The sequence below is a fragment of the Mycobacterium kyorinense genome (assembly GCF_002101735.1).
In the GTDB taxonomy this organism is placed as follows: domain Bacteria; phylum Actinomycetota; class Actinomycetes; order Mycobacteriales; family Mycobacteriaceae; genus Mycobacterium; species Mycobacterium kyorinense.
Window position 1 is genome coordinate 1 of the sequence record NZ_LQPE01000002.1, and the last position, 12,809, is coordinate 12,809.

Annotated in this window: 15 protein-coding genes and 1 pseudogene; 8 read left to right on the forward strand and 8 right to left on the reverse strand. The window is 63.4% G+C overall.

Annotation, left to right across the window (positions count from 1 at the left end):
• Nucleotides 1-178 precede the first annotated feature (178 nt).
• The 5 genes from AWC14_RS00180 to AWC14_RS00200 all read left to right on the forward strand — a co-directional run bounded on the left by AWC14_RS00180 (nucleotide 179) and on the right by AWC14_RS00200 (nucleotide 2,570).
• Complete coding sequence (locus AWC14_RS00180; RefSeq protein ID WP_045374958.1) at nucleotides 179-553, forward strand: type II toxin-antitoxin system RelE/ParE family toxin; 375 nt, start codon at nucleotides 179-181, stop codon at nucleotides 551-553.
• Nucleotides 550-852 carry a helix-turn-helix domain-containing protein gene (locus AWC14_RS00185; protein ID WP_045374961.1) on the forward strand — a complete coding sequence of 101 codons (303 nt, stop codon included), beginning with the start codon at nucleotides 550-552 and terminating at the stop codon, nucleotides 850-852. The genes AWC14_RS00180 and AWC14_RS00185 overlap by 4 nt, the downstream gene beginning before the upstream one ends.
• 112 nt (nucleotides 853-964) lie before the next feature.
• Nucleotides 965-1,345 carry a ribbon-helix-helix domain-containing protein gene (locus tag AWC14_RS00190; protein ID WP_081968000.1) on the forward strand — a complete coding sequence of 127 codons (381 nt, stop codon included), beginning with the start codon at nucleotides 965-967 and terminating at the stop codon, nucleotides 1,343-1,345.
• 92 nt (nucleotides 1,346-1,437) lie between these two features.
• On the forward strand, nucleotides 1,438-1,731 hold the full coding sequence (locus AWC14_RS00195) for a hypothetical protein (protein WP_045374966.1): 294 nt from the start codon (nucleotides 1,438-1,440) through the stop codon (nucleotides 1,729-1,731).
• 44 nt (nucleotides 1,732-1,775) lie between these two features.
• Complete coding sequence (locus AWC14_RS00200) at nucleotides 1,776-2,570, forward strand: hypothetical protein (protein WP_052425496.1); 795 nt, start codon at nucleotides 1,776-1,778, stop codon at nucleotides 2,568-2,570.
• 1,179 nt (nucleotides 2,571-3,749) lie between these two features.
• Here AWC14_RS00200 and AWC14_RS29320 read toward each other — a convergent pair.
• Nucleotides 3,750-3,953 carry a hypothetical protein gene (locus AWC14_RS29320; RefSeq protein ID WP_156419172.1) on the reverse strand — a complete coding sequence of 68 codons (204 nt, stop codon included), beginning with the start codon at nucleotides 3,951-3,953 and terminating at the stop codon, nucleotides 3,750-3,752.
• A gap of 68 nt (nucleotides 3,954-4,021) precedes the next feature.
• Here AWC14_RS29320 and AWC14_RS29325 point away from each other — a divergent pair, with 68 nt between their 5' ends.
• Nucleotides 4,022-4,936, forward strand: a complete 915-nt coding sequence (locus tag AWC14_RS29325) for a hypothetical protein (RefSeq protein ID WP_052425497.1) — start codon at nucleotides 4,022-4,024, stop codon at nucleotides 4,934-4,936.
• 75 nt (nucleotides 4,937-5,011) lie between these two features.
• Here the strand turns inward: AWC14_RS29325 and AWC14_RS00215 are convergent, their stop codons facing one another.
• The 5 genes from AWC14_RS00215 to AWC14_RS00240 all read right to left on the reverse strand — a co-directional run bounded on the left by AWC14_RS00215 (nucleotide 5,012) and on the right by AWC14_RS00240 (nucleotide 7,556).
• The gene (locus tag AWC14_RS00215; RefSeq protein WP_057003394.1) at nucleotides 5,012-5,590 is read right to left on the reverse strand and encodes a hypothetical protein; all 579 of its coding nucleotides are present in this window, start codon (nucleotides 5,588-5,590) and stop codon (nucleotides 5,012-5,014) included.
• A 260-nt stretch (nucleotides 5,591-5,850) separates the two neighbouring features.
• Nucleotides 5,851-6,039: a hypothetical protein gene (locus AWC14_RS00220; RefSeq protein ID WP_045374971.1), complete on the reverse strand. Its 189-nt coding sequence runs from the start codon at nucleotides 6,037-6,039 to the stop codon at nucleotides 5,851-5,853.
• Between the two features lie 381 nt (nucleotides 6,040-6,420).
• On the reverse strand, nucleotides 6,421-6,822 hold the full coding sequence (locus AWC14_RS00230) for a hypothetical protein (RefSeq protein WP_045374977.1): 402 nt from the start codon (nucleotides 6,820-6,822) through the stop codon (nucleotides 6,421-6,423).
• 60 nt (nucleotides 6,823-6,882) lie between these two features.
• Complete coding sequence (locus tag AWC14_RS00235) at nucleotides 6,883-7,281, reverse strand: type II toxin-antitoxin system VapC family toxin (RefSeq protein WP_057003395.1); 399 nt, start codon at nucleotides 7,279-7,281, stop codon at nucleotides 6,883-6,885.
• On the reverse strand, nucleotides 7,278-7,556 hold the full coding sequence (locus tag AWC14_RS00240) for a type II toxin-antitoxin system Phd/YefM family antitoxin (RefSeq protein ID WP_193393852.1): 279 nt from the start codon (nucleotides 7,554-7,556) through the stop codon (nucleotides 7,278-7,280). The genes AWC14_RS00235 and AWC14_RS00240 overlap by 4 nt, the downstream gene beginning before the upstream one ends.
• Nucleotides 7,557-7,952: 396 nt before the next feature.
• Here AWC14_RS00240 and AWC14_RS29330 point away from each other — a divergent pair, with 396 nt between their 5' ends.
• Together AWC14_RS29330 and AWC14_RS00250 are read left to right on the forward strand one after the other, a co-directional pair.
• Nucleotides 7,953-8,906: a hypothetical protein gene (locus AWC14_RS29330; RefSeq protein ID WP_235215831.1), complete on the forward strand. Its 954-nt coding sequence runs from the start codon at nucleotides 7,953-7,955 to the stop codon at nucleotides 8,904-8,906.
• Nucleotides 8,907-8,943: 37 nt separating this feature from the next.
• On the forward strand, nucleotides 8,944-9,927 hold the full coding sequence (locus AWC14_RS00250; protein ID WP_045374985.1) for a hypothetical protein: 984 nt from the start codon (nucleotides 8,944-8,946) through the stop codon (nucleotides 9,925-9,927).
• 52 nt (nucleotides 9,928-9,979) lie between these two features.
• Here AWC14_RS00250 and AWC14_RS00255 read toward each other — a convergent pair whose 3' ends face one another.
• A complete protein-coding gene (locus tag AWC14_RS00255; RefSeq protein WP_045374988.1) occupies nucleotides 9,980-11,368 on the reverse strand; it encodes a hypothetical protein in 1,389 nt (462 codons plus the stop codon).
• 195 nt (nucleotides 11,369-11,563) lie between these two features.
• A pseudogene (locus AWC14_RS00260) lies at nucleotides 11,564-12,809 on the reverse strand (N-6 DNA methylase); the annotation flags it as partial.

Below are 12,809 nucleotides of genomic sequence, written 5' to 3' on the forward strand. Positions count from 1 at the left end.
GAGCCAACGACATGCCCGCACTCACCGCCTAACCCACCGGATCACGCAGCACTACACCACTTCCCGGGACTTGACCCTGGCCGACTGGCTCACCGGTACCGCACACACCTTCTGCACCGGCCTACCTCGGTGTAAACCACTACCGGTTTAGAACTCCTATGTTGTACAGTGGTGTTCCGTGGGCTGGACGGTCAACGTCGACTACGTGACCGACTGGCTGGCCCGGCTCGACGACCGCAGTCACGAGCTGGTGATCGCCGCCCTCGAGCTGCTCGCCGAACACGGGCCGCTTTTGGGCCGGCCGCTCGTCGACACGGTGACCGGCTCACGACACAACAACATGAAAGAGCTTCGACCAGGAAGCGCAGGCCGCACCGAGCTGCGGGTGCTCTTTGCATTCGACCCTCAGCGCGTGGCGATCCTGCTCGTCGCCGGCGACAAGCAAGGCCGATGGAAACGCTGGTATGACGACAACATTCCGATCGCTGATGATCGGCTCGACGCACACCTTCAGACACTCCCGAAAGACGCGAAAGGACGGAAAAAACGATGACAACGCTTCAGGACTGGCTGACTAAACGGCCTGTCGATCGAACCGCTGTCGAGGAGCACAAGAAGCGCATGCGCGGCCAGCTACGCGGGCACACCCTCCGAGAGCTGCGTGAGGCGCAAAACCTCACCCAGACCCAACTCGCCGCCCTCCTTCATGTCAGCCAGAACCGCGTCAGTGCTTTCGAGCGGGGCCAGGTCGAACACGCCCAAATCGACACCTTGCGGCGCTACATCGAAGCGCTCGGCGGGCACTTACGCGTCGAAGTCGACCTCGGCGACGAACGCATCCAACTCGCCTGAAACAGGCCACCCTTCCGCTGCCCCAAGGCGATGGCGGAAGCCGTAATCCGATATTCCAGCGGTATGCAGGCCCGCCGGAAGTCCTCGCCCACTTGGATCACGAGAACGACGCATGAACGACATCGATAGGACGCATTACCACAAGCTCGCGACCTGGGCCGAAAGCGATGACCGCGATATCGACCCTCACCGGGCGCTGCATGGAGCGCAGGCCGTCGAAGCTTCGCGCGAACTGCTGCGGCGAGCCGGCGGGCGACCAAGCATCGATCCCGCTCGCGACGCCGACGGCCCAGCGCCCCGACGACAGGTGCGACTACCGCGACGCCTTAGCAGCCAGGTCGATGACCTCGCCCGCAAGCAGGGCCGAAATCCCAGCGATGTGATGCGCGACGCGATCGCGGCCTACGTTGACACTCATGCCCAGGGACGCTGCGGATGGGGCCGTATGGGGTGCCGCTGGCAGGTTAGAGGCGGCTCCTGCAGCAACAGCTGACGACAACTCGGCTGACCTGCGGAAAGCGTCTGTCGGAAAGCGCGACCACCACTTAGACTTGCGTTGCACAGGGAACTGAGAGGAGCAGACAGATGGCCGATATTCGTGGCAACACCACCGGCGGCGCAGCGGCGGGGTCGTCTGTCGGCATGCATCTGCACCCCGAGTTTCCACCCGTGCCCACCGGCAGCGACCCAAAAAGCCAGCAGATCGCAGCCGAACTCAAAGCGTTCATCGAAGCTGCCCATAGGGAAATCGCGGTCTATAACCAGAGCGTCGACGCGCTGCGCGCCGGCATGACCGCCGCACCGCAGGCGACTGAAACAACAGACCAATCCGGTGCCGACACAGTAAACAGCAGCGGAGAGGGGAGGTACACCATATGACCACCTTTGCCCGCCCTCAACCGTCCGCCGCACCCGGACGATGGATGACTTTGGCCGAAATCTCACGCGAATCCGGACTCCGCCAGGACCTCGTGACGAGTTTCGTGCCCGGTGTGGACACAGCGTCCGGGAAGCTGTACAGCGCACACCACGTCGCCCTGGCCCGTTACGTCAAGGAACTCACCGACCTCAACGTGCCGTCCGCCGCAGTCCAAGTCGCAGTCCACGACCTCGAGTCCCGATCCGACTCTCAAATTGACCTTCTTATGGCGCAGGCGCGGCGCCAGCACGGGATAACACGCGCCCGGGTTTGGGCGGGCATCAGCGCTGCGGCCGCCGCTGCCCTGTTGATCGGCGGCATCGCGGGCGGCCTCATCGGCTACAGCAACGGCACCGGCCACTCAACGACGGAGGCCTCGGCGCCGACCACCATCACCGCACCCGCCAAGCCAGCCCAGATCAACCCCACCATCCCGGTCACTCCGGATCCGGTGTGTGCGGAATGGTCACCAATCACTCAGGACTACCTCAGTAAGGAGCGGGATTGGGCCCATGGGACGGACCCTCACGTGGCGATGGCCCAGCGGACGCCCGAGCAACAGGCGCTGACCCGGGCCGTCATTCCGATCATGAGGGACGAGGTTGCCGATATGCGGCGCATGGCCGGGAAGGCACAAGATCCGCTGCTGAAGGCGCTCATGCAGGGGCAGGCCATGTATGAAGAGGCGTACGCGGATCGCCTGCCGAATTACCAGCCCAGTGACGATCGACTGTGGGTGGCATCCGTCGACTTCGGCAACGCTGTTAACTCAATGTGCACGGCGGTGGCTCCGCGGTGATTGCGCGGCCGCCCAGTCCTCACAATCTGGTCGGTACGAATTGGCCGGAGATCGATGAGACGGCGGTGGGCGGCGTCGGCATGCAGATAATCCACGCCGGCACCGGCGCACAGACGGCCGAAACCAAGACCTACGGCGATGGCCACGCCTACCACTCCGTTGCTCGCAGCGGCCTTGAAGCACCGATAAACGCAGCGTTCAGAGTCGGCGCCATGGCATCCGAGCTCGCCCGTTGGTACGGCAAGGGCGGGGCCGAGATTGAAGCGACAGCTGGCTCGCTCACGACGACAAAAGTCATGATCGCGATAGAGGTCGCGGCCGCAGAGGCCACCATCGCGGCTAAGGAATTCGAAATCGCCGCACTGCAGGCGACCAGCCTCCCGCCGCAAATCCGCGAGCAGCAAATCCAGCGACTGCGCAACGAAATACAGCAGACGATCAACGAAGCGAAAAGGGATATCGAGGCGCTGTACAAAGGCCTCTACATACCCACGACGCCACCAGCACCACTTGGGCTAACGCCACTCACTTACAAGGACTCACCGCCTGTCGGCTCCGGCCACGGCGGTCACGGCGGCGGGTCGGGCGGTAAGGGCCCCGACGGCTCTGTTCAGGCCAAACCGGTCGATCAAACTGTCGACAATGGAACCACCGCAACGCGGCGCGGCCCAGGGAGTGAGGAAAATAGCGCCAGGCGGCCGCCTCCTGACGCGGCACAGGAACCGAATAGCCAGCATGGGACGTCGCAAACCGCCGAGCGGCGGGAGCCGGGTAATTCAGGGCTCACACAACCAGGGGAACACTCGCAACCGAATGAAACAGCGCTGCGCCGTCCTCCCGGCGATGTGCCAACGAATGCGACGCCGCCGACGAGCATCGTTGCGTCAACACCAGGGTCCGGCGCCGGTTCTGGTTTAAGCGGTGTTGGCGGCGGCGTGCCGAAGATGGGTGGGTTGTCGCCGCCGAGTAGTCCGCTGCCGACCAGTGGCTTGTCCGGCGGCGGACTGCCCGCCGGCGGGACTGGCCTAGGTGGCGGTGGCTTGTCGGGCACCGGGGGCATACCTGGCGGGGGAGCTGGCAGCCCCGCCGCTGCGCCGCCGCCAGCACAGTTCCTCAGTGGCGCCGCGCAGGGTTTCGCGTCGCCGCCGCTGGCGAGCAGCGCGGCAGCTGCGCAGCCGTTTAGGCCGCCTCCGGGGTCGACGATGCCGGCCGGCCCGCCGCCCGCGGTTCCATCGACGCCGCCTCCAGCAGCTGTGGGAGAACAAGTAGCGCCTGCGCAGGGGACACCGGCGCCCGCGTCTCCTCAGCAGGCTGCGGCGGTCCCGTTGGCTCCGCCACCCGCGGCGGGTGTGCCGAACCCGCCAACGCCACCCGCGCCGCCACCGGCCGCACCTGGTGTTGCCGGCCCAGTTGGGGTGCCTGGTTCGGGTGGACCTGGTGCGCCGCCGGCGATGCCGCCGCCGAACGTGATGAATCTCGGTGCCGCCAATGCGGCGTTGCGGGCCGCGAGGATGGGCTCACACGCTATCGGTGGTGGCTTGTCGTCGACGCCGGAATTCGCTGCGGCGACAGCGTTGGTGGCCGCGTTGAACGATCCGGCTCTCGGTGTGGTGCAGCAGTGGGCCTGTGCCGTCTTCAAACGGCCAGGGGAGAAGGCTCGGTTTGTGATCGCCTCACGCGAAGGTCTGTCCTGGATCCCGTCGGGGGTGTACATGCCGGGCGGGGTCATCATCGCGCACCTTGACGACACGATCGACTGGTCGATCCGGAAACTGTGGCGAGGATTGAAACCGCCAGCACGGGTGCTCGCCCAATATGGAGAAGCGATCGGCGAAGCGCCGATTCTCGTTGTGGCGCGCCACTATCTGGGTCTGGCCGCGTTATTCGCCAAGCACACTGTGGTGGTCGCTGACGACAAAGCGGCAGTGGATCAAAATCCGCTGCGCAACCCGGCCGGTCGTCACCGCCTCGAGATAGCATCGCCGGATTACTGGTGGCCAAAGGTGCAGGCCATTCCCGAGGACGAGATCCCAGCGAACATCCGTTACGTGGCGTCGACGGTGGCCGAGTCACACGACCGGAACTTCGGGGTTGATGTATTGCGCACCAGCGTGATTGAGCAGATAGGCCGTCCTGGCGGTGAGCAGCTTTGGGAGGCGGTCGGGATGAATATGCACGCTGTGCGCGGTCAGCTCATGACTGCGCAGATTGATCCGCCTGAGCCGCTCGCGGAAGGCTGGAATAAAGAGTTAGTGGCGGCAGAACAGCAGCTGCGGTGCTGGGAAACGCTATGGCTGGCGCAGCGTGAGCCTTCCCGAGAAACATTGGCGGACATGGTTTATTCGGCGTTGGCCGCGACGAGTTAACGTCCTCCCGGGCCCGCTCTGGCGGGAAGACGGTCCCGACCTGGGTTCTTGTTGGCATCAGGTGTGCACGGAGAGTCAACTGTCACACGTTGCGCGCATCGTCCAGTAGTCGGGTAGTGGGTGTATCGGCAGCGACTGTAGCGGGGGTGCGGCGCCGAACGCGCCTTGGTAGGGGTCGTTGGCGATGTCAGCATCTCGCGCCGTGCTGGGTGCGTGCGGCCAGTGGGCTGTATCGTGGTTGAGTAAAGCGAGCCGGTATTGGTCGCGACGTGAGCGTTCGCTCCACTGCTCTAGGCGTTGGGCGAGCCTGTCGCGCCAGCCGCTATCAACCCCGGTCCCAGCCTCAATGCCGGCGAGGTAAGAAACTTCCAGAAGGTCGTGTTCGATGCGGAGTTGTTCGAGCTTGAATTCTTCAACGCCCACGCTCGTGCGGTCAGGGCGCGCTAAGCGAATTACGCGGTCGGCGAGTGCGGCGTCGTCAAGAGCGGCTGATGCGGCGGCGAACCACGCATCCAATGCCGTCCGCCAATCCCCATTGGCCGCGTAGGGTTCCCAGGCCGCCGGTGGGATATGGGCCACGTCGAGCGCCGCGCACGCCTGAACGACGTCGGCGTCGGGCGCGGCGTACGGGTCGTGTTCACGCAGGCCCAGCACACACGCTCTCAGGACCACTTCAGGCACCGGTTTGGGCGGCGCCGGGGGCGGCGTGGGCGCGGGTTTACCCGCCATGATTTCGGCGAGAGAACGCCCTCCACCCGTAGGCAATCGGGGGCCGCTGGGGATGGGCTTCATCGTTTGGGTGATGAGGTCTTCCCGCCAGGTGGGCGAGAGGTGGCCTTCCCGCGCAGCGGCGAGGTGGCGGCCCAGCACCCACGCGTACTGACCGGTGTGCAAGCTCCATGCGTGACTTGCCGTCACTGCGGCAGCCTTGCCGGCGACTCAAGCATGCGCAGATCGCCGGGAGATTCTCGATTGATGATGTGGCCTGCGCACCAGTCGACGTCAACATCGCCTTTGCTGTAGATGTTGGTGACGATTCCTGTAGGGATTGTGAGGTCGTGTATGCGCCAGGCCAGACGCACCCTATCGGCGACTTTGATCATTTCCAGCTTCGCGTCTCTAGCGGGTTTGATAACCCGCGATTCTCGTTGTGTATGGCATTTAGCGTCGCAATGGTCATGGTGAGTAGTAATCGGGGTCCGAGTCGGCACCGGCGAGGGCGTGCCTACGCCTGTCGGACAAGTCGGATTGGGAGAATTCGTTGAAGTAGTCGGCGACGGCGGCGGACATAGCGCGGTCGTTGTGTGCCCGGTTGAGGATGCGTTCGGCTGTGCGGCGGCATGTTCGGCGGCGTATGCGCGCCAACACCGCGGCGGCGTCCGCATAGTCTGATCTGTCGAATTCTGACGTTTCTTCAGAAATGCCGGGTTCAGCCGGGTTCGAACGTGCGCCATTTTGGCCGATCCTCCCTGGGGACGTGCATTTTAATTTGGGCGGTGTTTCGGGCATAGTTCCAGGCCTTTGGCGGCGGAACTCCAGCCACTGCCGCCGAGGACTGCATGTAGCGCCTGCTCATCACGTGGGTCGGTTGCGGCCAAGTCCACCTCCGCGGACTCGTTGCAGCCGGGTTCATCGCACTCGATGAGCAGCCACTGATCCGGGACGGCACTGTCGTGAGGGTCATTGCAGTGGTCGGTTGCACGGTCTTCAAATATGCTGGCGCGCCTGGCGATTTCGCCGTCTATCAAGTTCCGCAAGCGAGAGGGATCAATCGCCGAGACGTCGATCGGTGGGAGGTTGCGCAGCTCCGCAAACCCGTCCCGATGCCTGTCGTCGACGACCACAAATTCGTGACTGGCCGCAAGCCGGTCATCGTTGTCGTTCACCTTGTACCCTTTCTTTCGCCGTTCGCGGGCTGACTACGTGAAGGTGGGAAACGCCAGCGTTCAGGTGACTACGCCGGGTGATGCTGTTGGCAGGCCGACGTCGCGGCAGCCGTCCAGCAAGCGGTGGTCGTATGTGACAAACGCTGTAAGTTCCCGCCTGATTTGGGCAGCTGCTGCGAGGTGAATTGCGTCAAGAGAGCGCAGGGTGGCCGGGCCGATTGTTTCAGCCAGCGTGATCGCGGGTTCGGTGATCGGGAGTATGTCGAGCCCGTCGAGTAGGTAGCGCGCGCGCTCGGCTTGGCCCGGTTCGCCGTATCGGGCAACGACTCTCATCAGCTCGACGCGGGTGAGCGCGCTCGTTGCCGCGTTGCTTTGCGTGGTGAGCCATGTCTGCAGTTCGGGTGTTTCGGGTTCGGCGATGAGCAGCTTGGTCAGGGCTGAGGTGTCCATATAGATCACTGCTCGTTGCGCATCTCGTTGAGAACATCGGAGAGATTGCGTGTGCGGCCGCGCGTCACGGCGGGTGTGACGTCGAGAAGGTTGCGCGGCCGCGGGGCCGGGATCAGGGCGCCGGATTCGATCAGGGCCTCGCGTGAGCGTTGTGCGGCCTGCACGGGGACGAGTCGGGCCACTAGTCGTCCTTTGTTGGTGACGCCAAGTTCCTCGCCGGCTTCAACGCGGGCGAGGTATCGCGATGCGTGCTGGCGTAGTTCTCGAACTCCGATTAGCTCCACCGGCCCCACCGTAGCACACAGCGTGCTACGCCAGCGGGATGCATTTACTTGTAGGTTTGTCTGGCTCGCAGGTCGGACTAAGGTGTCGTCTCGAGCTGCCAAGATACGGGCATGGCGTCGATCCACCAGCACGCGCGGTCAAACCAAATCAAGAGGCACGCGCGACTCCGAGACCACGACTTCGGTCGGCCCCTGTGGGCCGGCAACGACGACGACTGGGAGGTAGTCCTCGCTAACCGCAAAGCAGTCATCTGCGACGTACCTGGGTGTCGGCAGCCGCTAGTGCCGAAGGATTGCACCCAAAGTCAGCGGCACCTGGCCTACCCGCGCGGCGCGGCCGCTGGATGCGGCCATCACATTCTCGGATCGGACGAAAAGCCTGAGACCGATCGTAGGATGAGTGAGCGGCACCGTTGGATGCAAAACCGAATCACCGGAATTTGCCGCCAGCTGGGGTATACGGCCGTGCCAGAACACTGGCCAACCCGCGCAGACGTCTATGTGGAAACCACCAAGACAGCGCTGGAGGTGCAGCAGCGACCAACCGCTTTCGCTAAGCGCACCGTCGCCCGCGCGCGCCATGGGGCGGGCCAGACGATTTGGCTGTTATCTCACGATGCGCGTGGGGATTCCGTGGAGCAGGCGCTGTTTGGATTGCCAGCTGCGCGGTTCAAGGTAGGGGATTTGCGGCGCATTGGCCGGGACCGGGCGATCGAGTTTGAGCCTTGGACCAACCCAGCGGCGCTCGACGAGTTCGCTGCAGTGGATGTATGGGCGACCACGTGGCAACTCGTCGATGAGAAGCCGTATCTGCGGCGCTGCAGGATGGATCTTCATATTTTTCTTGATCAGGTGCTGTCTGGGCGTCGTATCTGGGTGTGCGGCAACCCGATAATGCCGCGAGGCGGCAAGGGCAACCGAGCGTATACCGGATGGGTTTTACAGGAGGATCTGCTCGAGGCCGGCCGACGCCAGGCCAGCGATGTCGTCGGAGATCGGTCGGCGAACGCCGCTGCGGTGCAACCGACAACGGCCAGAAAGAACACGGCCTCGGTTGCGTGCGATCAGACATCCGAATCCGTTGCGGCTGTGAGGTCTCTGGGGGTTAGACCACCGATCAGCCCGCAATGTGCGATGAAGGAATCGGCGGCAGCGCAACCGAAATCGTCAACGACGAGACCGCCGGCGCCGACCGGGCCTCCGAACGCCTCACAACAACCGGCCAGTGCGCCGCGCGTTACCTACGAAGACATCGAGAAGGTGCTGGACGCTGTCGCTATCGGCATCGTAATCGCTATCGGTATCGCGTTCGTGGTCACGCTAGTCCACCTGGTCAACCTGCTTTTGTAGCAGCCGACAGTCCGCAACAAATATTTGGAGGCGATGTATGGGTGATGCCAGGCCGTGGTGGCACGGGCGCGAAGACGGCATCGATTTTTTCGCGCTCGATTGGGAACCGGACAATCTCACGTGTGTGGCAGAAATGCTCGACAACCCGTTCGGTGTCGCTCCCGCCGGTGTTGAGCCGTGGTTTCGCGGTGGGTTGGGTTTGCTGCGCACCTACCTGCGTAACCTCGAGGGTCCTCGGCGTGACGTCCTGGTTGCTCGACGTGACGATGTTTTGGACCGTCCGCGCCCGTTCTTGCCTACGAACAGCACCGAGCTCCGTCCAGTCGAAGACGATGAACAAGTCGCGTGGATCGATCCGCGCAGGATTCTTCTTAAATTGCCTGGGCGTGAGTCGCTCATTCACTACAACAGCAATCGCCGAGACGGCACGGTGTCAGCGGTGGAGGGGATTGTCGATTTCGCCGAACGCATCGCGCATCAACGCGACGATTCCCGGTGTCTGCGAGCGCTATTCGGCACGCCCGCCGCCGACATCCCGCACATCGATGTTGAAGGATGGGCGTTACCCAGCGGCAGTATCTTCCGCGTCTTTTTCAATGGGAACCACCGTGTTGCAGCACTGGCAGCTCTCGGGGTGCCATGTGTGCTGGCCCGAATCCATTGGTGTCGCGGCCCCTTCGATGCACCGTGTGCCGACTCGATCGAGGATGAGAAGGTCGGTGGCCGCATTCACAATTATCGCCGGCTCCTGCACACCTTCGGTGTTGCGGGGTTCCCGCACTTGGGTGCATTGAACTTCGCGGATGTCCAAACCGACTGGCCGATACTTCTGGAGTCGCCCGAATCGGCCGTCAAATCGCTTTCCGCCGCCGAGCGAATAATTGGTCGGAAATACACCGGGCTCATCGGAGAGTTGCCACGAGACTGGTTCGCCAACGCAGAGTTCCTTCACCGCGCCGCGACCCGGTTAGCCGCGCAACTGACAGACATTCGCGCCCGGCCGGTGCCGCCGCACTATTGACCTACCTCCGTCACTCAGCTGCGCTCGTCGAGCGTTTCGGCGACGCGGTCATTTATCGGTGGGGTAGCCAAACGCGGCGTGCGGTGCCGCGGCTTTCGCAGTAGATTGCTTGTCCGCCGCAGTAATTCGTTAGTGTGCTGAGCCCGTCAGGCTTGTACTGGGGGGAGTCCCGCTGGGCTACGATGTCGCGATCGTCGGCTGAGGTGATGCCGACGGATTGGTAGGGGATCCGTGGGCCGAGAGGGGGCCAGACGCCACCGCCGGGTTTTAGTTCGGCGGCGTAGAAGCTCAGGGATGCTGTGATCCACTGGTGGGAGAGCGCGACCGGCATCTCTGGGGCTATGTTGCTGTCGTAGAACAGCATGGCTGGCGGGGCGCTGGGCGGCAGGATCGAGTCCGGTCGCACGGTGCGGGGGATGTCGTAGCGGGGGTGGCGCTGCCCTTTGTGGTTGCCGATGTCGATTGTGAGGACTTCGTCGCGGGCGGCCAGCACGCCGGCGAGTAGATCGCACGCGTGGTGATCGGGTCGGGCTAGCTCGGGGCCTGCTTTGGCTGGGTCGTAGAACTCCTGCCAGAATTGTTCGAAGCGCGTGTTGAATTCGGTTGCGGCTGTGTCGGTGCCGCGGCGCAAGAGTTCGGTCATGGTGAGGATGGGGTCTTCGCCGAATGCGACGATGGCCAAGAACGTGAATGCGGCCCGGATCGTGGTGGTGGGTACGTGCGGGCGGATTTTACGTAAGGCTGCCGCGAGGTTTTTCGCTTCGGATAACAGCGTGATCTCGGATAGTGAGTCGATCGCGATGGGTTCCGCTTGAGCAGGGTCTGAGGTTCCGGTCCGGTACAACTTGATGGGTTGCTGTGCCGCGCTTTCGGGAACGTAGCCGCCGGCGTAGTGCGACGTCAAAGTGTTCATGGAGTTTGCGTCGACGACGTTGACGTCAATGGTGGTTGTGCCGTGGCGTGCCAGGATCATCGGGTGCAGATGTTCGAACGGCACGTTGGTCAGCAGTGGGCCTTCAAGGCAGACGGGTTCGCCGGTCGTCGGGTCGAACCCGAGATAGGCCGGCGAATAGCCCGTCGCCTGATTCGGGTCCTCGTAGAGCCCGCCGAACGTCTTCCACACTGTCGGGGGCGGTTGACCGTCGTAGTCGGCCAGGACCGCGGCGTCACGTTCGTCGCCCCGCAGCGCGTCGCCGAGTTCGGGGTTTTCGATGTACTCGCCAAGTTCGGCGAGCGCCTGCGTGTACCCGCGCGGCCAGCCGTAGGCGTGGTCGAACATGGGCAGAAAGTAGTCGGGGATGTGATCGCCTTGTTCGCTTTCGATGGCCGCCTGTGCCTGCCGGTACGGGCCGCCGGCGTCATGAACCTCTTGCTGGCTCCGTCCGGAGCGTTCTCGCGTTTCGCGGACGAACGCAGCGAACCAAGAGCTGGTTTGTGCCATAACGCACTCTAACAGAAATAACAGCGTAGATGTTGTAGCCGTTAAAGATGGGCGTGCCCGGGTCGCCGACGCTGTCAGAGCGGGACCGTCTCCTTCCCGCAACTGGGCGCTGAGGGCACTGCGTTCATCGAGGAGCTCGTCCATGCGGCGTGAGAAGAAGCTGGCGGCTTTCAGCTGTCAGGGAAGTCACCAGAATTATCCCTTGAGCAGCAGGTTGGTTACCGCTTTCAGGATGGCCGCCTCGGTGCCCGTCTTGGAGAGATGATCCCGTATCAGTTTGCGGGCCGCTTGAAAGGTGCCTGCTCCGCTGATGTCCACGGTCGCGGCTTCGTTCTCGGCCTGCTGGCCCAGCTCCGCCAACTCGAGGTGCGCGGTGTTCTCTTTGTCGTAGGTCGGGAACGGGGCGGAGAACACGTTCTTGTCGAAGTCGCGGCGTCCGAACAGTCCGATTGCCTGCAGCGGTTTGACTGAGGTCAGGATCGGCGCGGAGTTGAGGATGGCGCACAGGTAGTGAGCCTCTGGCTCGACCATTGTTGGTGCCCAGTACAGCTTGTGCTCAACGATGGCGCGGTCATCCCTGATGATCGCGGCAGCGAGTGTGTTGCCTGACGCCGTGTAGACGACCCGTACGGCGTGAACTGGAAGCTGAGCGGAGAGCTGCCCGTGATAATCCATCCGCTCTGACAGCGGCTTGCCTCCGGATTTCGGGTCGGTCGCCCACGCGGTCTCTGCTTGCGACCACCAAGCGTTGAGCCCGTCGCGCATTTCGATCTCGTCGGGCGTGAGGATTGCTGTCTTGCTCAAGGGCAGGACGGCTTCTCGTGGTGGCAGTGTTCGGAACGGCAGCACCTGTTCGCCGAGGTATACGGGATGGATGTATGCGATCTCCACGTTCGCTTTGATGGATGGGTAGTCCTTCCAAGGCTTCTTCTCTAGTGAGTTCCTGAATGAGGTAACTGACCGGCGTCCCGCTCCTGGACCGAGCGGGCCAGCTGGGGAGTCCACCACGAACATTGTGAACCGTGGGTAGAGGATGGCCCCTGCACGGAACCGCTCCTTGTATGGCGACTCGGGCACCTCGACGCCGTAATCCTTGGCGGCAACGCTGGAGTCGCTGGTGGCGATCTTCTCGGCAGCGACAGCCCATGGCACATCGGGGCGCGTCAGCCTCCCGACCCACGCGAGGGTCTGCGTCGGCATCTTGCCGGCACTCTTGGCGCGCTTACCGTGCACCACGCAGGCCGTCATGTGGAACCCGGTGTCAGCTTTGCTTAAGTCCCAGGGCACGCCGAACTTGATGGTCAGGTGATGGCCTTGTTCGGTGCTCCAGTCTCCGCTGCGGAAGCCCGTGTGTGGCCGACTAGTCATGACACCCTCTGTGTCAACCTCAGAGCTGAAATCAGGCTGCTGCGGCGGCGCTGAGCGCGGGTTGGGCGCCGTT

Coding starts and splice junctions, on each gene's coding strand:
- AWC14_RS00255 (WP_045374988.1), bottom strand. CDS start 11,368: ATGGCACAAACCAGCTCTTGGTTCGCTGCGTTCGTCCGCGAAACGCGA.
- AWC14_RS00220 (WP_045374971.1), bottom strand. CDS start 6,039: ATGATCAAAGTCGCCGATAGGGTGCGTCTGGCCTGGCGCATACACGAC.
- AWC14_RS00200 (WP_052425496.1), top strand. CDS start 1,776: ATGACTTTGGCCGAAATCTCACGCGAATCCGGACTCCGCCAGGACCTC.
- AWC14_RS00185 (WP_045374961.1), top strand. CDS start 550: ATGACAACGCTTCAGGACTGGCTGACTAAACGGCCTGTCGATCGAACC.
- AWC14_RS00190 (WP_081968000.1), top strand. CDS start 965: ATGAACGACATCGATAGGACGCATTACCACAAGCTCGCGACCTGGGCC.
- AWC14_RS29330 (WP_235215831.1), top strand. CDS start 7,953: ATGAGTGAGCGGCACCGTTGGATGCAAAACCGAATCACCGGAATTTGC.
- AWC14_RS29325 (WP_052425497.1), top strand. CDS start 4,022: ATGCCGCCGCCGAACGTGATGAATCTCGGTGCCGCCAATGCGGCGTTG.
- AWC14_RS00195 (WP_045374966.1), top strand. CDS start 1,438: ATGGCCGATATTCGTGGCAACACCACCGGCGGCGCAGCGGCGGGGTCG.
- AWC14_RS00250 (WP_045374985.1), top strand. CDS start 8,944: ATGGGTGATGCCAGGCCGTGGTGGCACGGGCGCGAAGACGGCATCGAT.